The sequence below is a fragment of the Methylobacterium sp. GC_Met_3 genome (genome assembly GCF_026540775.1).
Lineage (GTDB): Bacteria > Pseudomonadota > Alphaproteobacteria > Rhizobiales > Beijerinckiaceae > Methylobacterium.
In genome coordinates, this window is the sequence record NZ_JALNUL010000010.1 from 76089 (window position 1) to 96650 (window position 20562).

A 20562-nucleotide genomic window follows, 5' to 3' on the forward strand; every position below is an offset into this window, starting at 1 on the left:
TAACCCAGACTGTCACTGCGTTGCCGCGACGGACTGGGCCAGGTCGACGGCTTGGTTGCGGATATCCGGCACGGCCGTGCATTCCCAGTATGCGCCGCGGAGCAGCGGGCCCAGCGTCCAGAGGCGCGCTGGAGTGCCGGAAGCGCCCATGACCGTCAGATCGGGACGCACGGCGAGGCCCAGGCCGAACGGGCCGGCTTGTACAAGGCCGCGACCGATCAGATTGCGCAGGAGCGGGTCGGCCGTATCGGCAACACGACCGACGCCGCGAACATCGAGGATGAGCTGCACACCGAGGGTCTTGCGTTCGGATGCACCCCGCGGACGGTAAATGACACGGGCTTCGCCTGCCTGATCCTCGATCGCCACCAGCTTGCCGGCCTGAATCTGCAGAGCGCCGGCTTTGATCTCGCGGGCGATGGCGGCTCCCACGGGCGGCGCGGCGCGGTGCCGATGCGTGTCCCAGAACGGGCGGAGATGGCGCAGGAATCGGGCCTTGTCGGCTTGCGGAAGTCCGAGCCACAGGGCGTCCGTGACCGGCCGCAAGGCGTCGATCACCCCACGCCAGCCGATACCAGCTTGAGCCGCAGAGGCGACTTCCCGACGAATCCGGGCCAGAAGCCGGTTGAGTGAGCGGGCTTCGGCGGCGGTGAAGTCCGGACGCGGCCAGGGATCAGTGCGTTCATGGACGGCCGGGATCTGACCCCGCCGCGAGAGCGCGAAGATCTGTCCGGAAAAGCCGTGGCGCCGAAGACTGATCACCGCGTCGACCATGCTGAGACCGGTGCCGATGATGAGAACCGGATGATCGGGATGCAGCCGTCCGTATGGCTCTGGACGCCACGGATCTACACGGAAGCGGCTTGCCGGTTCATGGGGCGGGGCAAGGTTGCCCATCGCCAGCACCGCACCGGCGACTTCGACGCGTTGGCCGCCCTCGGCAACCAGGACCAGACGGTTCTCGTCCGGCACGATGTCGATGATCAGGTCGTTGAGCAGGTGCAGGCGCGGCGGCGTACCGCTTGTCATCGCTTCGGTCAGAATTCCCGCTAGATAATCTCCGTACAGCCCGCGTGCCGCGAAGGTCCCAGCCGGGGTCTGCCGGATGCCATCGCGGCCATGCCCGATCGCAGGGTCGCTGGCGCCGGCTCCCATCTCACCCTCGCCGATCTCCAGGAGCCAGTCTTCGAAATGAGACGGCCGGTCGGGATAGGCGCTCATGTTGGCGGCGCGCACGTTGAGCAGGTGGTCGGGGTTCTCGGTTGAGTAGGCGCGACCGCTGCCGAAGCGCTCCGCGCGTTCACACAACAGAACCGGCTGGTGCTGTGGCAAGCGCGCGAGCAACTGTACCGCCGCCATCGTACCGCTGAAGCCTGCTCCGATGACGGCGATCGGATGATGACGCGGCTCGGATTTCGTCGTTTCGTCCTGGTCAAACATCGACGATGAGCCCGCGCCGGAAAACAGTACCCCGATCCGTTTGCCTAAAGGTGCAGCTCAGGATCGGGCCTGCGGTATTATTGCCAGCAAAGACGATCTATGTCAGCCCAGCAGATGCAGGTTGAAGGGGCCGGGATCGAGATGAAATTTTTTATTTCTACCTAATCTGAAATAATTTTACGCGTACCACATCCTACATTTGCATGCAAATAATCTAAAAGATCTTCATGTCGCCCGCGCGGAAAAGTCGATCCGTGGGTCGATCCAGACATAGATCAGGTCGGACAGCAGGTTCACCGCCAGCCCAAGCAACGAGAAGATGTAGAGCGTGGCAAACACCACCGGGTAGTCGCGCCCGACGATCGCCCGGAACGACAGTTCCCCGAGCCCATCCAGCGAAAAAATCGTCTCGATCAGCAGCGAGCCGGTGAAGAAGGCCGAGATGAAGGCCCCGGGGAAACCCGCGATCACGATCAGCATCGCGTTGCGGAAAACGTGTCCGTAAAGCACCCGCCGTTCCGACAGCCCCTTCATCCGCGCGGTCAGCACGTATTGCTTGCGAATTTCGTCGAGGAACGAGTTCTTGGTGAGAAGCGTCGAGGTCGCGAAGGCGCCGATCACGAGTGCGGTCAGCGGCAGCACCATGTGCCACGCGTAGTCGGTCACCTTGTGCCAGGTCGAAAAATCTTCCCATCCCTCGCTGGTCAGGCCGCGCAGCGGGAACCACTGATAGAACGAGCCGCCCGCGAACAAGATGATCAGCATCAGCCCGAACATGAAGCCCGGGATCGCGTAGCCGATGATCACCACGAAAGAAGTCCAGCGGTCGAACCGCTCGCCGTCCTTCACAGCCTTGCGGATGCCGAGGGGGATCGAGATCGCGTAGGACAGCAGCGTCATCCACAGGCCCAGCGAGATCGAGACCGGCAGGCGCTCCTTGATGAGCTGGATCACCGTTACGTCGCGAAAATAGCTGCGGCCGAAATCGAACCGGACATAGTCCCAGATCATCTTGGCGAAGCGCTCGGGTGCCGGCTTATCGAAGCCGAACTGCTTCTCCAGCTTGGCGATGAATTCCGGGCTCAAGCCTTGCGCGCCGCGATATCGCGAACTCGCCTCGCCGCCACTGCCCGCGGGCCGGCTGCCGCCGCCGAGATCGCCGCCGCCGCCGGTCACGCGGGACATCGCCCCGTCGCGCTGGCCCTGGAGCTGCGACAGCACCCGTTCCACCGGGCCGCCGGGGGCGAACTGGATGATCGTGAAGGTGATCAGCATGATCCCCAGCAGGGTCGGGATCATCAGGCCGATGCGACGCAGGATGTAGGCGATCATCGCGTCATTCCCGCCCGATCCGCTTGGCCTTGTCGGCGTCGAACCATCACGTTGACGGCGCGCCGAGCTCGTATTGTGGCGGGTTCGCCGGCCGGCCGTAGACATCCCACAGGGCGAGGCGGTGGGTCGAGGCGTACCACATCGGCACCCAGTAGCGCCCGGCGCGCAGCACCCGGTCGAGGGCCCGGCAGGCGGCGGTGAGATCCGCCCGGGACTTGGCGTCGGCGATGGCGGTGAGGAGCGCGTCGATGGCGGGGTCCGCGATCCCCGACAGGTTGTTCGAGCCCGCCGTCTTGGCCGCCCGGGAGCCGTAGGTCTCGCGCAACTCCGCGCCGGGCGTCAGACCGCTGCTGTAGCGGCGCGGCGAGACGTCGAAGTCGAAATCCTTGAGCCGTGTCTGGTATTGCGAAGGGTCGACCACGCGCAGGGTCGCCTTGATGCCGAGCAGCCCGAGGTTGCGGATGAATGGCTGCGTCACCGCATCGAAGACCGGATCATCGTCCAGGAACTCGATCGTCAGCGGACGTCCGCCCGGAAGCAGGAGGCTGCCGCCGGAGCGGGTGCAGCCGGCCTCGCGCAGCAGCGCATCGGCGCGCTTGAGCAGCGCCCGGTCCTGGCCGGACCCGTCCGAGACCGGCGGCGCCCAGGCCTCGCCGAACACCTCCGGCGGCAAATCCTTCAGCGGCTCCAGCAGCGCGAGTTCCCCGGCCGAGGGTTTTCCCGAGGCTTTGAGGTCCGAGTTCTCGAAGAACGAGGCCGTGCGGGTATAGGCGCCGTACATCAGGTTCCGGTTCGACCACTCGAAGTCGAAACACAGGCCGATCGCCTCGCGCACCCGCGGGTCGCGGAACGTGTCCCGGCGGGTGTTGATCCACCAGCCTTGCGTGCCGCTCGGCCGTGCGTCCGGCACGGTCTCGAGTGTCACGTGACCCTCGGCGCGGGCCGGGAAGTCGTAGCCGGTGGCCCAGACCCGGGCGGTGAATTCTTCCCGGAACGTGAAGGCGCCGCTCTTGAACGCCTCGAACGCCACGGTGCGATCACGGAAATACTCGTAGCGGATCGTATCGAAGTTGTTCTGGCCGACATTCACGGCCAAGTCGGCAGCCCAGTAATCCTGTACCCGCTCCAGCCCGATCGAGCGGCCGACATCGACCGTGCCGACCCGGTAGGGGCCTGAGCCGAGCGGCGGCTCCAGTGTCGATGCCTCAAAATCGCGGGCGCCATAATAGGCCGCAGAGAAGATCGGCAATTGCGCCACGAACAGCGGTAGGTCCCGGGCGCGGCCGGGTTCGAAGGTCACGACGAGGCGGTCGTCGCCCTCGGCTCGGGCATCCTGCATGGCGCGGATCATCTCGGAGATCTCCGGGTGACCCTTGTCGCGCAACAGCTTGAGGCTGAAGGCGGCATCGCGCGCGGTGAGCCGCGAGCCGTCGTGGAACCGGGCCTGCGGGCGCAGCGAGAATGTGTAGGTCAGGCCGTCCGGGCTCACCGTGACGGCGCGCGCCACCAGACCGTAAATCGCGTCCGGCTCATCGAAGGCCCGGACCATCAGGCTGTCGAAGGTCAGAATCATGCCGGCGGCGCCTTCGCCGCGCAGCACGAAGATGTTGAGCGTGTTGAAGGTGTTGAACGCTTGGTTGCCGGTCGTGCCGGAGAGCGTCGCCGAGAAGCGGCCGCCGCGCGGCGCCATCGGGTTCACGTAGTCGAAATGCTCGAAGGTGGGGGGGTACTTCAGCTCTCCGAAGCTCGAGAGGCCGTGGCGCTCCGCCTCCTCGGCCTGCGCCGGCCGGATAAGCGCGAGGGCGCCGGCGCCGAGGACGACGCCGCGCCGGGTCGGTCGTCGGAGCGCGCCCGTCAACGGGGCGCCCCGGTCTTGGCCGCGAGCGCTTGGTCGTACCACCACGTCGTCGGGAAACCGGAGCTGGCGTAGAGCGGCAGGATCGCCGGGTGGCCGAACCGGTTCCAGCGCAGGGTCCGCTGCTGGTTCGAGGACCATTGCGGCACGACGTAATCGTGGGCGAGCAGCACCCGGTCGAGCGCCCGGGTGGCGGCGATCACAGTCGGCCGGTCTTTCGCAAAAATCACCTTCTCGATCAGCGCGTCGATGCCGGGATCCTTGATGCCGATCAGATTGCGCGAACCGGGCTTGTCGGCCGCCGCCGAGCCCCAGTACTCCCGCTGCTCGTTGCCGGGGGAGAGCGACTCGCCCCAGTTCGACGTGGTGATCTCGAAGTCGAAGTTGCGGATCCGGTTCTGGTACTGCGCCGGATCGATCACCCGCAGGGTGGTGTCGATGCCGATCAGTTTCAGCTGCGCCGAGAATGGCAGGATCACCCGCTCGAAGGTGTTCTGGAATTCCAGGAACTCGACGGTGAGCGGCTCGCCGGTCGCCTTGTTGACCATCTTGCCGCCGCGCTGCTCGTAGCCCGCCTCGCGCAGCAGGCCGACCGCCTCGCGCAGGTTCTTGCGCACGGCCTCCGGTCCGTCGTTCACCGGGTTGGTGTAGGGCGTGGTGAAGACCGACGCTGGGATCTTGTCCTTGACGCTCTCAAGGATCGCCTTCTCGTCGCCCTCCGGCAGGCGCGACGAGGCCAGCTCCGAGCCGAAGAAGTAGGAGTTGATGCGGTTATAGAGCCCGTAGAACAGGGCCTTGTTCATCTCCTCATAGTTCATCGCGAGGTTGAAGGCCCGGCGCACGCGCGGGTCCTTGAACTTGTCCTTCCGCGTGTTGAACACGAAGGCCTGCATGATGCCCATGCCTCGGTCGGGGAAGGCCTCCTTGATCAGGCGGCCCTCCTTCACGGCCGGAAAGTCGTCGTAGGCGGTCGCCCAGTTCCGGGCGATGTTCTCGTTGCGGAAATCGTAGAGATCGCCCTTCAGCGCCTCGACCAGCACGGTGCCGTCGCGAAAATACTCGAACCGCTCGGTGTCGAAGTTGTAATGCCCGGCATTGGCCGGCAGATCCTGGCCCCAGTAATCGGGCACGCGGGTGTAGGTGGCGCTGCGGCCGGGATCGAACTTGGCCAGCCGGTAGGGGCCGGAGCCGAGCGGCGGCTCGAGCGTGGTCTCGGTCGGATTGCGTTGCTTGCCGTTGGCGTCCTTTGCGGTCCACCAGTGCTTGGGCAGGATCCGCAATTGCCCGATCACCTGCGGCAGCTCGCGGTTGCCTGTCTCCGAAAAGGTGAAGGTCACCTCGTGCGGCCCGGTCGCCTCGGCCTTCGCGACCGTCTGGTAATAGGCCGCATAGAACGGGCTGTTGGCCTTCAGGATGTCGAAGGACCAGACCACGTCCTCGGGGGTGATCGGCTTGCCGTCGTGCCAGCGGGCGTTCTCGCGCAGGCGATAGGAGACCGAGCCGAGATCGGGGGCGACCCGCACCGCCTCGGCGACCAGGCCGTAGGAGGTGAACGGCTCGTCCGAAGACTGGGTCATCAGCGGATCGTAGATCTGCTGGATGCCGTTCTCGAGATCGCCCTTCAGGCCGGACACGATGATATTGAAGTTGTCGAAGCCGCCTTGGGCGCCAAGACGCACCATCCCGCCCTTGGGGGCGGCGGGGTCGGCATAGTCGAAATGCTTGAAGTCGGGTCCGTATTTCGGCTGGCCCATCAGCGTCAGGGCGTGAGTCCACTGGCCGGTGGCGGCGGGCATTGTCGGCGGATCAGACGGCATCGCGGCCGGTTCCTGCGCACGGGCCGGGTTGAGCTGCAGGCAGGCGACGAGGAGTGTCGCGGCGAGGAGGCGTCCAGTCACGGTCTGCGCTGTCACGGGCAGGCTGTCTCCGGTGTTGGAATCGGCGTGGATCGCCGCCGTTTGCTGAAGCTCTTAGGCCGAGGGTGCCCCGCACGTCGAGCGCGCCCGCACACGCGCCACGGGAGCAGGAATGGCGCGGGCTCTCCCTCCCCCTCTGCAGGGGAAGGAGATGTGCGTGTGCCGCGCGCCAACCCTTACAACGCCCGGCCCCGCCGGCCCTCGACCAGCCACATGGCGAGCAGCGCGGTGGCCAGGGCCGCCAGGGCCGCGAGGCCGAGCGCCAGCGGATAGACCTCGACGCCGCGGATGTTGGCGCTGTCGCTCGGCCGGAAACCGATCCAGTCCGCGCCCGAGAGCCGTCCGCCGCGCACCACCGCGAGCCGCGGCACCTCGATGGCACCCCCTGACCCAGCGACCCGGCGGATCGAGCCTCCAGACCCGTCCGCCACCGGCTTCAGCCGCTCCGTATCGCTGAACACATCGGCGAGCTCGCGGGGGTTGGCCGGGCCGACACTGACGAAAGCCACGAGGTTGCCGGAGCGGAGCGTATGCAGCCCGAGGCTCTCGGCGTCGAAGGTGGCGGTGAAGAGACCCGGTTCCTGGGGCTTGAGCGTCAGCGTCGTCACCTTGCCGGTCGGACCCGTGACGGTGACTGGCTCGGCCTGATCCGCCATGGTCTGGCGTTCGACCCGGACCTCCCGGCCGCGGCCGGTGGTCTGGGCGCGCAAAGCCTCCTCTTCGAGGGCCGGCTCCTTCATCAGCCAGTGGCCGAGACGGCGCAGCAGGTCGAGATAGGGTCCGCCCTCCTGGTAGCCCCGGGCCCAGAGCCAGGCATGGTCCGACAGCAGCAGGGCGACGCGGCCCTTGTCCTCCCGCGACAGAGCGAGCAGCGGCAGCCCCTCGGCGCCCGACAGGATCGGCTGGATGCCGGGGCGGGTGCGGGCTTCGATGATCCGCAGCCAGTCGCCCCAGGCGGGCGGATTCGCGTCCGAGCCCGGCAGGGCGCGCGTCACAGGGTGGCGCTGGCCGACTTGGGTCGGCGTCGCCTTGTAGGGTTTTTCCACCACCCGCCCGTCCGGGTCACCCGGGAGGATGCCGGCGAGCCGGGTGCGGGCGAGGCTCGCGGGACCGGCGAATTCGGGGCCGGCGGCGATCAGCAGGGCGCCGCCCTCGCGGACATAGCGGACGATGTTGTCGAAATAGGCCTGCGGCAGCACGCTTTGGTTGGCGTAGCGGTCGAAGATGATCAGGTCGAAATCCTTGATCTTCTGGACAAACAGCTCGCGCGTGGGGAAGGCGATCAGGGAGAGTTCAGAGATCGGCGTGCCGTCCTGCTTCTCCGGCGGGCGCAGGATGGTGAAGTGCACGAGATCGACGTTGGCGTCGGACTTCAGCAGGTTGCGCCACGTCCGCTCGCCCTGGTGGGGCTCGCCGGAGACCAGCAGCACGCGCAGCTTCTCGCGGATGCCCTCGATCGGCAGCACCGCGCGGTTGTTGACGTTGGTCAGCTCGCCCGGCAGCGGCTCGACCTCGATCTCCACGACGTTCGGGCCGCCATGCTCGATCCGGGTGGTCAGCGAGAACGGCTTGTCGGTGGCGACGTCCCGCCGGCCGATCTCTTCGCCGTCGCGCCGTATGGTGACGACCGCGTGGCCGGTGCCGCCGCGCTCCATGACCTCCGCGCGGATGGTCAGGTCCTTGCCGACGATGCCGAAGCGGGGGGCTTCCAGCAGCTTGATTTGCCGGTCGCGCTCATCGGGATGGCCGGTGACGAGAACGTGGAGCGGCGCCTTGATGCCGAGCTGGGCCATCGCGGTCGGGATGTCGTGGACCACGCCGTCCGTGAGCATCACGATGCCGGCGAGCCGCTCCGGAGGCACGTCAGCGAGCGCTTGGCCGAGCGCCGTGAACAGCTTGGTGCCGTCGTCGCCGTCCTTGGCGTCCGGCACGTCGATGAAGCGGGTCTCGATGTTGGACAACGCCCCGAAGCGGCGCTGCAATTCGGCCCGGACCGCATCGGTCATCTGCGGCCGGTCGCCGAGCGCCTGCGAGCCGGAGCGATCGACGACGATCGCCGCGATGTCCTTCACGGGCTCGCGATCCTCGTGAACCAGGGCCGGATTGGTCAGCGCCGCGAGCACCAAGGCCAGGACGACGACGCGCAGCAGGGCGGTGCGGCCCCGCGCCAGTACCGCGAACGCCGCCAGGACGGCGACGATCACGCCCAGCACGGCGATGGCCGGCCAGGGCAGGAGGGGGGTGAAGCTGAGGCTCAGCATGACGCTCCGACCTCCAAGACGTAGATCGTTTGAGCACGGCCCCTTTCCTGGGCGCACGGAGCTTCGGCGGAATGCGACCCGGGATCCGGCACGAGATCTCGCGAAGCGTCCGGATGGCTCATACGGTGCCGCTGCGCGGTGCTTTCCGTGCTGGGTCCCGGATCACCTTCCACTGCGTTCCAGGCGTCCGGGAAAGGGGTGCGCGTCGGAAGCCGGTGTGGCGGTAGCTCGGTCGCTGGCGATGAGGCGTCAATCCACGTGGCTTCCGAGGCCCTGAGGGGAGGGGCGCCGATCTGAATGCTCAAAGAAATCACTGCCCCAGTCGCTCCAGCAGCGCGGGCACGTGCACCTGATCCGCCTTGTAGTTGCCCGTGAGCGTGTACATCACGATGTTGACGCCCCCGCGGAACGCCATTTCGCGCTGGCGCTGGTCGCCGCCCACCACCGGGTAGAGCGGCTCGCCGCGACGTCCGACCGCCCAGGCGGCGGCGAGGTCGTTGCTGGTGATGACGATCGGGCTTACCCCGTCGCCGGCGCGGGCCGGGCGGCGCTCAGCGCCCTCGGCGGCCGGCGGCAGCGCCTCGACCCAGGTCTGGCCAGTGGCGTAGCGGCCCGGAAAGCTGTCCACGAGGTAGAACGCCTTGGTCAGTACGTGGTCGAGCGGCACCGGCTCCAGCTCCGGCACTTCGAGCGTCGCCAGCATCGTGCGGAGATACGTCGCCTCCGGGGAGGGCGGTCCGCCCGGTCGGGCGGTGAGCGCATCGCGCGTGTCGAACAGGATGGTGCCGCCGTTGCGCATGAACGCGTCGATCTTGCGGATCGCGACCTCCGAGGGCTGCGGCCTGTTCGGCGCGATCGGCCAATAGATCAGCGGGTAGAAGGCCAGTTCGTCCTTGGCGGGGTCGATGCCGGCCGGCTCGCCCGGTTCCAGGGCGGTCCGGGTGGCGAGCATCTGGGTCAGGCCGGTGAGGCCGGTGCGGCTGGCCTCGTCGACGGCGCCGTCGCCCGTGATCACGTAGGCGAGCCGCGTGACGAGGGCGGATTCGATGCCGTTCGGCCGGTTGATCGCCGGTTCCTCGGCACGAACGGGCACGGCCGGCAGGGCCGCGAGCAGGACGACGCCCGCGAGCGCCAGCACAGCCGGGCGTCCGCGCAGGCGGGACACGAGGCCGCCACGGCGCAGGAATCCGCCGAGCCAGAGACCCGCCAGGGTGTCGAGCGCCAGCAGCAGCAGCGCCAGGGTGAACAGGCTCGGGCGCAGATCGACGGTCTCGGCCCCGGCGAGCGAGCCGAACCGGGCACCGTCGAGGGCGGCGGTATCGATGGGCTTCAGCCGGTCGTCGGGCTTGAGGGCGTTCACGCTGATGCCTCCGTCCGGCGGGCCGTAGAAGCCCGGCGGATGCTCTAGGGTCCCCCGGTCGGCGTAATCGGCCGACACCGCGGTAGCCGAGGCCGGGGGTGAGCCCAGCGCACCGAACCCGTCCAGCGTCACCCGCGGGGCGAGGACCGGGGCGGCCGCACGCGGGGATTCGCCCTGAGCCGGCGCCGCGGCACCGGCCAGGGCCACCACGCGCCGGAGCATGTCGATGAACAGGCCGGAGAGCGGCAAGTTCGACCATGTCGTGTCGGCTGTGACGTGGAACAGCACGATCGTGCCCTGGCCACGCTTTTGCGCGGTGACGATCGGGGTGCCGTCCTGGAGCGAGGCCCAGGTCCGGTTCGGCAGGTCGCCATCGGGCTCGGCCAGGATCTGGCGGCGCACGCCGATATCGGCCGGCGGCGTCAGGCCGGCGAACGGGCTCTCGGGCGGGAAGGGCGCGAGCGTCTTCGGGCTGTCCCAGGACAGGGTGCCGCCGAGCGTCCTCCCGCCCCGGCGCAGCCGCACCGGCACTAGCGGATCGCTGCCGGCGGCGAGGCGCGGGCCGGCGAAGCGCAGGAGCATCCCACCCTCTTTCACGAAGCTTTCGATGCGCGCGGTGGTCTTCTCGTCCAGCGCCCCGACATCGGCCAGCACGAGGACCGAGACCTGATTGTCGAGGAGCTGGTTGATCGACTCCGCCGTGCCCTTGGCGCCGCGCGGTTCCTGCACGTCTGCGAAGGGCTGGAGTGCCCGGGCGAGGTAGTAGGTCGGCGCCAGCAGGGGCTGCGCCTGATCGAGTGTGCCGCCGAACACGAGCCCGACCCGCCGCCGCTTGCCGCGCTCGTCCTGCAGAACCACGGCGCCGGCCGAGCGCTCGCCCGTGATTTCCAGCCGGCTGATGCTGTTGCGCAATTCTACCGGCAACTCGAAGGTGGCCTCCGTGTCCGTGGCGTCGGCCGCGAAGGTGAAATCGCGTTCGGCGAGCGGCAGGCCCTTCTGGTCGAGTGCCCGGATCACGCCGGAATCGCGCCCGTTCGGAACCGCCCGCAGGGCATGGGTGACGAGCTTGCCCGCATTCTCGGTGGCGGTGAGGGCTAAGGCTGGCGGCCGGTCGGCCCGCAGCACGGTGAGCGCGGCGCCCTTGTTGCCGGCGAGGTCCACGAGCCCCTTGGAAAAGCGCGTGTCGTCCGCACCGGCGACGCCGTCGCTGATCCAGACGAGGCCGGCACCCCGGTTCTTGTCGAGGAAGGTCTCGATCGTTGCGAGATGCGCGTCGCGAGTGGGCAGGATCGGGCGGGGCGCCAGGGCGCGCAACCGTTCCAGGGCTGCGGCCGGGGTCTTCGCCTCGAACGCCGCGGGGGCGTCGGCGAGCCCGATCACCGCCACCGGCCGGCCGTCGCGGGCGCCGCCCTCTACGGCGTCGGTCGCGACGCGCAGCCGGTCGCGCCAGTCGTGGGCGGCGGGGAAGCCGTTGTCGAGGAGCACGAGCAGCGCGCTGCGGCCGCCCCCGGCTCCAACGCCCCCGGCATTCCAGACCGGGCCTGCCACCGCCAGGATCAGGGCAGCGGCGATCAGCAGGCGCAGGATCAGCAGCCAGGGCGGCGTGCGCGCAGGCGTCTGCCGCTGCGGGATCAGGTCGGCCACGAGCTTGAGCGGCGGGAAGTTGATCCGCCGCGGGCGCGGCGGGGTCACCCGCAGCAGGAACCACAGGGCCGGCAGGCCGATCAGCGCCGCGAGGGCGAGCGGGGCGGCGAAGGTCAGACCCAGCATGGCGGCCTCACTCTGTGCCGCGGGCGGCGATCAGTGTGGCGAGCCGCAGGGCCGCCTCGCTCGCCGGCCGGTCCGTGCGGTGGATCGTGAGTGTCCAGCCCTGACCGCGGGCGATGGCCGCCAACGCGGCCCGGTGCTCGGCGATCCGGGCACGGTAGCGCGCCCCCCAGGCATCGGCGTCGCCGATATCGAGGCTGAGGCCGCCTTCGAGATCGTGCAACACGGCCTGACCGGTGAACGGGAAGGTCTCCTCGATCGGGTCCACCACCATCAGGAGATGGCCGCGGCTCCCACGGCCGGCGAGGTTCTGAACGGCGGCGGCGATCCGGTCGGGTTCGGTGAGGAAGTCGCCGATCAGCACCACCTCGTCGAAGCGGGCTGGGGTGGCCCGGGGCGGCAGGTCCTCGGTGAGGCCGGCCGTGTCGGCCACAAGGGCCTGGGCCAGACGCTCGACGATGCCGCGCGACGCGCTGGCCCGGGTCAGCCCAAGGAGCCCGACCCGCTCGCCGCCCTCCACGAAGGCATCAGCCAGAGCCAGCCCGAGGATGAGCGCGCGCTCGACCTTGGGCGCCGTGGCCAGGTCCGAAACGAAGCCCATGGAGGCCGAGCGGTCGATCCACAGCCAGATGTTGTGGGCCGCCTCCCATTCGCGCTCGCGCACATAGAGCCGGTCGTCCCGGGCCGAGCGGCGCCAATCCACGCGCGCGGCGGCCTCGCCGGTGACGAAGGGACGGAACTGCCAGAAGCTCTCGCCGGGACCGGCGCGGCGGCGCCCGTGGAGGCCGTGAGCCAGCAGGCTCGACACGCGCCGCGCTTCCAGGACGAGGCGGGGCATCTTGTCGAATAGGGCCGTCGCGCCCTCGCTCTCGCGCCGGCCTGGGGTGCGTCTGCCCGCGTCGAGGGCGTTTGTCGCGACCATCGTCAGCGGAGCCCTTCGGCGCGGCTCAGCGCCGACGATGGCTCGAAGGTACGCATTTTCTTCATGTTAGCCGGCATCCACCTAACTCGAAAATGCTTCCGGATTAGATCTTCCCCGCGAGCTTGGCGATCAGGCCCTCAATGGTCTCGCCGTCGGCGCGGGCGGCGTAGCTCAGCGCCATCCGGTGCTTGAGCACCGGCTCGGCCAGGGCTTTCACGTCGGCTACCGACGGGGCGACCCGGCCCTCGATCAGCGCTCGGGCGCGGGCGGCGAGCGTCAGCGCCTGGCTGGCGCGAGGGCCGGGACCCCAGAGGAGCTTGTCCTTCACGATCGCGTTGCCGCTGTCCGGCCGGGCGGCGCGCACGAGGTCGAGGATCGCCTCCACCACGGCCTCGCCCACCGGCAGCCGGCGTACGAGGCGCTGGGCGGTCAGCAGCTGCTCGGTGGACATCACGACCCGCGGCCGCACTTCATCGACGCCGGTGGTCTCGATCAGGATCCGGCGTTCGGCGGCGCGGTCGGGGTATCCGACATCGATCTCCAGCAGGAACCGATCGAGCTGCGCCTCGGGCAGCGGGTAGGTGCCCTCCTGCTCGATCGGGTTCTGAGTGGCGAGCACGTGGAACGGCCGGGGCAGGTCGTGGCGGGCGCCGGCCACGGAAACGTGACCCTCCTGCATGGCCTGGAGCAGGGCCGATTGCGTCCGCGGGCTCGCGCGGTTGATCTCGTCGGCCATCAACAGCTGGGTAAAGACCGGTCCCTGCACGAACCGGAACGCCCGGCGGCGCTCGGCATCCTCCTCCAGGATTTCGGTCCCGAGGATATCGGAGGGCATCAGGTCCGGGGTGAACTGCACGCGCCGCGCGTCGAGGCCGAGCACGGTGCCGAGCGTCTCCACCAGCTTGGTTTTGGCCAAGCCCGGCAGGCCGACCAGCAGGCCGTGGCCGCCCGCCAGGATGGTCACGAGGGCGAGATCGACCACCTTCTCCTGCCCGAAGATCACCCCGTGGATCGCGTCCCGCGCCGCGCCGACATCGGCGAGGCAGCTCTCCGCCGTCGCCACGATGCCGTCGTCGAGGGTGGTGGCCGGGCTGATCCCCTGCGTCATGCCGCTATCCATCTCCTGCCCGGGCCTTCGGAAAGGCCCGCCGGTCAATCCCGTAAGTGTGGGGCTGATGATACCGGGCTGGCAAGGTCGGGATCGCCGCACGCCAATTCGGGGCGCCGAAGCGAGCCCCGGTCCAGCGCGCGGGAAGGTGTTCCGGCGGGCAGCCGCGACAGGGTCAGATCTTACCCTGGAGGCCCATCGTGTAGTATTTGTGCACGATCTTGTCCTGGTTCTCGAGGAGCCAGTCGATCGAGGGCTCGTTGGTCATGGCCTTGCGGATCGCCTCGGTCATGCCCTTGCGCTGGATCTCGAACAGCGCCTTGTGGTCGACCGTCTCGGCTTGGATCACGCCCGGGCTCAGCCAGACCGAGCAGATGATGCCGAGGTCGTTGGCCTTCTCCTTCGGGATGTAGCCCGCCCGCACGGCGTCGAGCACGCCGTTGGCGATGGCGAACTGCACCGTGCCCATCAGGATCGACGTGTACTTGCTCTCGGTCACGCTCACCTTGGAGACGCAGAGCGTCACCGGGCGGACCATGATGTCGGTGTTGAGCAGCGCGAAGACGCGGCTGTGGCCGACGACCTGATCGCCCGTCAGGGTCGCCAAGGCAGTGCCGACCGGTCCGTCGAGCTCGCCGATGATGACCTCGGGCTCGGCCGCGGTGTTCGGCGGACCGCCCGACACCAGGGCTTCGCCGGCGCGGAGGATGATGCGTTCACTCATTGCGGTAGGCTCCATCGTGTGTGGTCTGCGCCGGACGGGGCAGCGTCGCGCCTTTGCTCGCGCGACCCCGGGCTTCCGCGATCGCTCCGGGTGCGGATCGGCCGCCGGGGTCGCGTATGCCGCCGACGCCTTCCGTGAACGCGGCTCGTACACGAAGCCGGCGACCGCAGGATAGGGACGGGCGGGAATTTCCGGGGGCCATCCCACGGGTCCCGGGCGCGGCGGCGTCACTCGTCCCGCGGCCGGGTCTTGGCGGCCGGGTCTTGGCGTCGGCGACCGGGACCTTTAGGAAGGCGCCCAGGCCGGGGCGGTCCCGCCTGCGATCGCCGGACCGGCCGAACCCTCTGATGTCTCTCGCGGATCGCGGCGTGGGCAGCTGTTCGGGCTTCTCGCTTATCCGGACCCCACCATGCGCCTTCGCAATGTGTTCGCCGCCGGATTACCGGAAAAGGCCGGCCTCGCCGGGGCGGCGCAATCCCTCGCGCGTCCGCTGACCCGCCGGCTCAAGCGCCGCCGCGGCGAACCCCGGCAGGCGGACCTGATCCAGGCGGTCAAGGCATCCGGCCTGTTCGATCCCGCTTGGTACGCCCGGCGCTATCCCGACGTGGTCGGGGAGGGGATCGATCCGGTGGTGCACTATGCGGTTCATGGCGGCCGAGAGGGGCGCTGGCCGCACCCGCTGTTCCACGGCGACCTTTACCTCGACTCCGTGCCGGGGCTCCGGGCCGAGGGCATCAATCCGGTGCTCCACTACCGCGACCGCGGCGCCGAGGCGGGGATCCGCCCCAACCCGCTGTTCGATCCGGACTGGTACGCCGAACGCTATCTCGGCGGCGCGCAGCAGCGCGGAGAAGCCTTCCTGCACTTCCTGGCCAATCCGGGCACCGACCCGTCGCCACTGTTCGACACGGCTTGGTACCTGTCCCGCTATCCCGACGCCCGGGCTGCCGGCGGCAACGCCCTCGCGCACTACTACGAGACCGGCCGGAAGCAGGGCTACCTGCGCAATCCGGAGGAGTTCGCCGGGCTGTCGCGGCACGTGGACCTGATCCGCCGCTCCGGGATCTTCGACGCGGAATTCTACCGCGCGCGCTGCCCCGAGGCCGCGACCAGCGGTCTTGAGCCCCTGGAGCACTACGTCATGGCGGGCGGCTATCGCCGCTACGCGCCCCATCCGCTGTTCGACCCGGATTGGTACGCGGCCCAATCCACCGCCGTGCGGGCCGACGCCCTCAACCCCCTGGTCCATTTCCTGGAGCATGGCTCCGCCGAGGGGCTGGATCCCGGACCCTGGTTCGACACGCGCTGGTACGCGAAGTCCTACCTCGCCGGCGCCGGCGCCGGGCAGAATCCGCTGGTGCACTTCCTCGCGGATGGCGGGCGCAGCACCAGCCCGTCACCGCGCTTCGACGCGCCCTGGTATCTCGCCCGCTACCCGAAGGTCGCTGCCCTCGGGCTCAACCCGCTCGTCGATTACGTGCTGACCGGCCTGGAGGCGGGGCGGCTCACCCGGCGCGTCCCCGGCAGCACGGTGCCGGAGGCGTCCGACGCCCGCCTGTCCTGCCTGAAGCGGGAGCCGCGCCGGCACAACCGCACGGCCCTGTTCATTACCCATTGCCCGGAGGGCCGGATCCGCGGCCATGTCGAGCCCTACTTGAAGGCCTTTGCGGAGAACGGGGCCGACATCGTCCTGATCATCGCCGCCGACCAGCGGAAGAACGCGGTGCCACAGGCGATCCTGGATCTGTGCGCCTCGGTCTATCTGCGCGAGAACAAGGGCTTCGATTTCGCCGCCTGGGCGCATGTCCTGCTGGAGGATGTCGATCTCCTCGACTCGGAGACGCTGTATCTCGCCAACGACAGCCTCGTCGGTCCCCTCGACGGGAACGATTTCGCTGCGCTTCTGGCGAAGATCGATGCGTTCCCGGAGGCGGTGATCGGGCTCGCCGACAACTTCTATTACAGTCATCACCTGCAGAGCTTCTTCCTGGCCCTGAAGCGGCGCTGCCTATCGTCCTACGCGTTCAATCACTTCCTCCTGTCGGTGGCGAACTGGCCGGACAAGAACTCGGTGATCACCGAGTACGAATTGACCTTCTCGCAGCGGATGCGGGCCGCAGGGCTCGGGATGCGCAGCCTGTTCTCGGCGCAGAACAAGCACATGTCGCTGGTCAACGATCCGCGCAACAACCGCACCCTGTTCGACTGGGAGAACATGCTTAGCCAGGGCTTCCCATTCGTGAAACGCTCGCTGCTGGGCGAGCATGCCGCGATCGGCGGAACGGCGGTGCGGGAGGCGATCGCGGAGCGCGGCTTCGATCTCGACCGGCTCGACGTGACCTACACGTATCCCGGCGCCAGGATCTGGGCGGACCTGCGCAAACCAGAGTCTTCGGAGCGGCCGCTGCGCGTGTCGTTCATCTCGCCGATGAACTACGCCAACGGCCTCGGCGTCGCGGCCCGGAGTTACGCCCGCGCGCTCCACCGCGCGCCTTTCGCGCTGAACATCCATCCCATGGCGCGGCCGTTCCACGTCCACGCCCGGGTGGCGCCGGCTTGGCAGGCCCGGACCTTCTCGGGACCGTCGGATGTCGCCCTGGTGCATTTCAACGGCGACAGCTGGCACTCGCTCATGAGCGACGCGCAGCAGGCGACCGCCGCGCAGGCGCACTTGAAGATCGGGCTGTTCGTCTGGGAGACCTCCCACGTGCCGGGCGGCTGGCTGCCGACCGTCGACGGGCTCGACGCGATCTGGGCGCCGACCGAGTTCTGCGCGGCGATCTTCCGGCAGATCACCGACATCCCGGTCGATGTCGTGCCCTACGTGGTCGAGAACGAGGCCGGTGAGCCGGCGAGCGCCGCCGCGAAGGCGAACCTGCGCAAGGCCTTCGCGATCGACCCGTCCAGGCGGGTGATCCTCTACGCCTTCGACGGGTCGAGCTACCTCGCCCGCAAGAACCCGCACGCGCTGATCCGGGCGTTCCGGGCGGCCGGTCTCGGGCAAGCCGGCTGGCAGCTCGTGCTCAAGACCAAGCACGTCTTCGATCTGCCGGAGGAGGGCAAGAAGCTGCTCGACCTCGTCGGAACCTCGGGCGACGTCGTGGTGATCGACCAGCCGCTCTCGCAGAACGAGCTCGGCGCCCTGTTCGAGCTCTGCGCGGTCTACGCGTCGTCGCATTCCTCGGAGGGCTTCGGCCTGACGATCGCCGAGGCGATGGAGATGGGCAAGGTCGTGGTCGCCACCGATTACGGCGGCTGCCGCGACTTCCTCGACGCCACCTGCGGCTTCCCCGTGAAGGCCGAGGTCACCGCCCTCGACCAGACCTACGGCCCGTACCTGCGCGGTGCCGAGTGGGGCCAGGTGGACGAGGCCGACCTCGCCCGGGCGCTCACCGATGCGGCCCGGGCCGTGACGGGTGGAGAGGCGGCCCGGATCGGTGCCGCCGCCCGGGCGCGCATCCGCGAGCGGCTGTCCACCGGCGCGGTCGCGGCCGCCATGGAGGCGAGCCTGTCTCGCCTCCGCGCTGAACGGTCCTGATTCCCCGGAGACGCGACCTGTGTTGAAGAAGAAGCCGGTCCCGGCCCCGTCGGCCTCCTGGGAAGCGCTCGCGTGGCCGGACGCGATCCTGCCGCTGCCGCTCGATGCGCAGTTCCGCCCCTTGGACGAGCGCCGCCTCGGCCAGATCGCCGCCCGGCAGCTGCCGTCCTGCCGGGCCGTGTTCATCGCCCCGGCGGCCTCGGAGCTGCGCCCGGACCTTGTGGCGCAAGTCACGCGCGCCCTGGCCGAGCGGCCCGATATCGGCATCTTCTATGGCGACGACGCCGTGGTGGACGGCACCGGACAGGTCCGCAGCGTCCATTGCAAGCCGGCCTTCAATCCAACTCTGCTGATGGCCGACGATTACATCGGCTTTCCGCTGCTGATCCGTACCGCGGCCTTCGCAGGCCTCCTCCCGGATTTCCGTCAGCGCTACCCGAGCGCCGCGTGGTTCCGGTTCCTGCTTGGGGCGATCTCCGCCGGCATCGGGATCGATCGGATTCCCGAGACCCTGATCGCCTCGCCGCTCGAGCGGCCGAAGGCGACGCGCACGGCCCGCGCCCACGCCCTCGACCGCTGGTTCGAGACGACCGGCGTCCCGTTGCGCACAAGTCCCGGCCTGACGCCGGACACGCTGGAGATCCGCCGGACGCTCGATCCGCGCCCGTCCGTCACCCTCGTGGTTCCGACCAACCAGAGCCGGCCGAAGGACGATCGGGGCCGCCCCGTGGAGGGCGCCAAGCCGCACGTGATCAACCTGCTCGACAGCCTCGGCCGCAGCACCTATCCGGCCGACCGGATCCGGGTGCTGATCGGCGACGACGTGGCCGACGATGCCATCTATCGCGGCCGCTCCGACCGGTTCGCGGTGACTCGCCTGCTGACGACCCGGGCACCGGGGGAGCGGTTCAACTACGCCGCCAAGATGAACACGCTCTGGCGGGCCGCTGAGACCGACCTCGTCATCCTGATGAACGACGACCTCGTGGTGCGCCGGCCCGGCTGGATCGAAGCCCTGCTGACCTTCGCGCTCGACCGGGGCGTCGGCGGCGTCGGCGGCCGGCTTTTGTTTCCGAACGGCAAGCTCCAGCATGCCGGCATGACCGGCGGCATCTTCGACGTGTTCGCCCATCCCTGGTACAACCGGGATGCTGCGGAACCGACCTATGGCGACTGGGCGTTGACCCAGCGCGACTGCTCGGCGGTGACCGGCGCCCTCTTCGCGACCCGCAAGGCCGTGCTCGACGCCGTGAATGGTTTCGACGAGGATTTCGCCCTTGATTTCAACGACGTCGATCTGTGCCTGAAGATGCGCCAGCTCGGCTACCGCATCGTTTACACGCCGTTCGCCGAGATGGCACACCACGAGAGCGCGTCGCGCCAGACCAGCTTCGCCCCGGGCTCACAGACCGCGCGCTTCCTGCGCCGCTGGCACGACGTGCTGGCGGAGGATCCCACCTACTCGCCACAACTGCGCACCGATACCGATGTGGTCGCCCCCCGGGCCGACGCGACACGGTGGATCACGGAGCGGCGGCGGGAGGGCTGATTGCGGTTCCGTTGGCTGTGGTGAGATCCTGAGCGCCCGAGGCAGCCGCTCCCCAGCGCTGCGCTCCCCCCATCACACAGGATAAGCGGCTACACGCGTCGTCCGCGCACGGGAGAACGTCGATCAAGTGGATGCCAGGTCGACGCCAGATCCTATTAAGCAAAACTGGCAAATAGACCGGCCTGACGTGTAAGACTCCCTATAAATGTGTTCTCATGAACGGTGTAATAGACGACAGTGCTGTCGTATTTCAGTGGGTGCTGCGCCTCGCGTTCCGGAGCTGACCGTGAAGAGGATCCTCGCCGCCGCCCTGCTGCTTACCGCCGCCGGCGCCTACGTGGAGATCCGTCTCCACGAGGGCGGGCGCCCGGTCGCCGGCACCGCGATGCGGGCTGGGATCGCGGCCTTCAACCCCGCGCCGATCCCGGCGGAGTGGGTCGTCTCGGGCGATCCCGTCACCGAGGTCGCAGAAGTCTCGGAAACCCATGATGGGAGCGCGAACGTCTATCTCTGGCGCACCACGGCGAGCACGTTCCGCTGGACCCACCACAGCGACGAGATCATCACGATCCTCGACGGCGACGTCTTCATCACCGAAGCGGATGGCAAGCGGCATCACCTGACCCCGGGCGATGTCGCGCATTTCCCGGTCGGATCCGTTCAGCTCTGGGAGGTGCCCAGGACCCTCCTAAAATCGGCGATCCTCAAGCATCGGTATCCGGCGCTGGTCGAGGCCTCGCTGCGCTGGATGCGCCGGGCCCGCGCGCTCGTCGTCGGCTGAGAAACAGGG

The 20562-nt window shown here is 68.8% G+C and carries 12 protein-coding genes; 3 read left to right on the forward strand and 9 right to left on the reverse strand.

The annotated features are described in order from the left end of the window. Positions 1-12: 12 nt before the first annotated feature. The 9 genes from OXS27_RS14820 to OXS27_RS14860 form a co-directional block, all read right to left on the reverse strand. Positions 13-1440 (reverse strand): FAD/NAD(P)-binding protein, encoded by a 1428-nt coding sequence (locus tag OXS27_RS14820; RefSeq protein WP_267356974.1) that lies wholly within the window; start codon positions 1438-1440, stop codon positions 13-15. A gap of 225 nt (positions 1441-1665) precedes the next feature. Further along, positions 1666-2772 (reverse strand): microcin C ABC transporter permease YejB, encoded by a 1107-nt coding sequence (locus tag OXS27_RS14825; RefSeq protein WP_243922721.1) that lies wholly within the window; start codon positions 2770-2772, stop codon positions 1666-1668. Positions 2773-2818: 46 nt separating this feature from the next. After that, positions 2819-4630 carry an extracellular solute-binding protein gene (locus OXS27_RS14830; protein ID WP_267356977.1) on the reverse strand — a complete coding sequence of 604 codons (1812 nt, stop codon included), beginning with the start codon at positions 4628-4630 and terminating at the stop codon, positions 2819-2821. Next, entirely contained in the window at positions 4627-6540 is a 1914-nt protein-coding gene (locus OXS27_RS14835) for an extracellular solute-binding protein (protein ID WP_267356979.1), read from the reverse strand. The genes OXS27_RS14830 and OXS27_RS14835 overlap by 4 nt, the downstream gene beginning before the upstream one ends. A gap of 179 nt (positions 6541-6719) precedes the next feature. Continuing rightward, entirely contained in the window at positions 6720-8804 is a 2085-nt protein-coding gene (locus tag OXS27_RS14840) for a hypothetical protein (RefSeq protein ID WP_267356981.1), read from the reverse strand. Positions 8805-9114: 310 nt separating this feature from the next. Continuing rightward, positions 9115-11934, reverse strand: a complete 2820-nt coding sequence (locus OXS27_RS14845) for a DUF4159 domain-containing protein (RefSeq protein ID WP_267356983.1) — start codon at positions 11932-11934, stop codon at positions 9115-9117. 7 nt (positions 11935-11941) lie between these two features. Beyond that, complete coding sequence (locus OXS27_RS14850) at positions 11942-12853, reverse strand: DUF58 domain-containing protein (protein ID WP_267356985.1); 912 nt, start codon at positions 12851-12853, stop codon at positions 11942-11944. A gap of 103 nt (positions 12854-12956) precedes the next feature. Next, positions 12957-13961: a MoxR family ATPase gene (locus OXS27_RS14855; RefSeq protein WP_243922709.1), complete on the reverse strand. Its 1005-nt coding sequence runs from the start codon at positions 13959-13961 to the stop codon at positions 12957-12959. A gap of 175 nt (positions 13962-14136) precedes the next feature. Further along, on the reverse strand, positions 14137-14685 hold the full coding sequence (locus OXS27_RS14860) for a formaldehyde-activating enzyme (protein WP_267356987.1): 549 nt from the start codon (positions 14683-14685) through the stop codon (positions 14137-14139). A 409-nt stretch (positions 14686-15094) separates the two neighbouring features. Here OXS27_RS14860 and OXS27_RS14865 point away from each other — a divergent pair, with 409 nt between their 5' ends. The 3 genes from OXS27_RS14865 (at position 15095) to OXS27_RS14875 (ending at position 20553) form a co-directional block, all read left to right on the forward strand. Beyond that, complete coding sequence (locus tag OXS27_RS14865) at positions 15095-18223, forward strand: rhamnan synthesis F family protein (RefSeq protein ID WP_267356989.1); 3129 nt, start codon at positions 15095-15097, stop codon at positions 18221-18223. Between the two features lie 19 nt (positions 18224-18242). Beyond that, entirely contained in the window at positions 18243-19772 is a 1530-nt protein-coding gene (locus OXS27_RS14870) for a glycosyltransferase (protein WP_267356991.1), read from the forward strand. A 286-nt stretch (positions 19773-20058) separates the two neighbouring features. Continuing rightward, entirely contained in the window at positions 20059-20553 is a 495-nt protein-coding gene (locus OXS27_RS14875) for a cupin domain-containing protein (protein WP_267356993.1), read from the forward strand. Positions 20554-20562 lie beyond the last annotated feature (9 nt).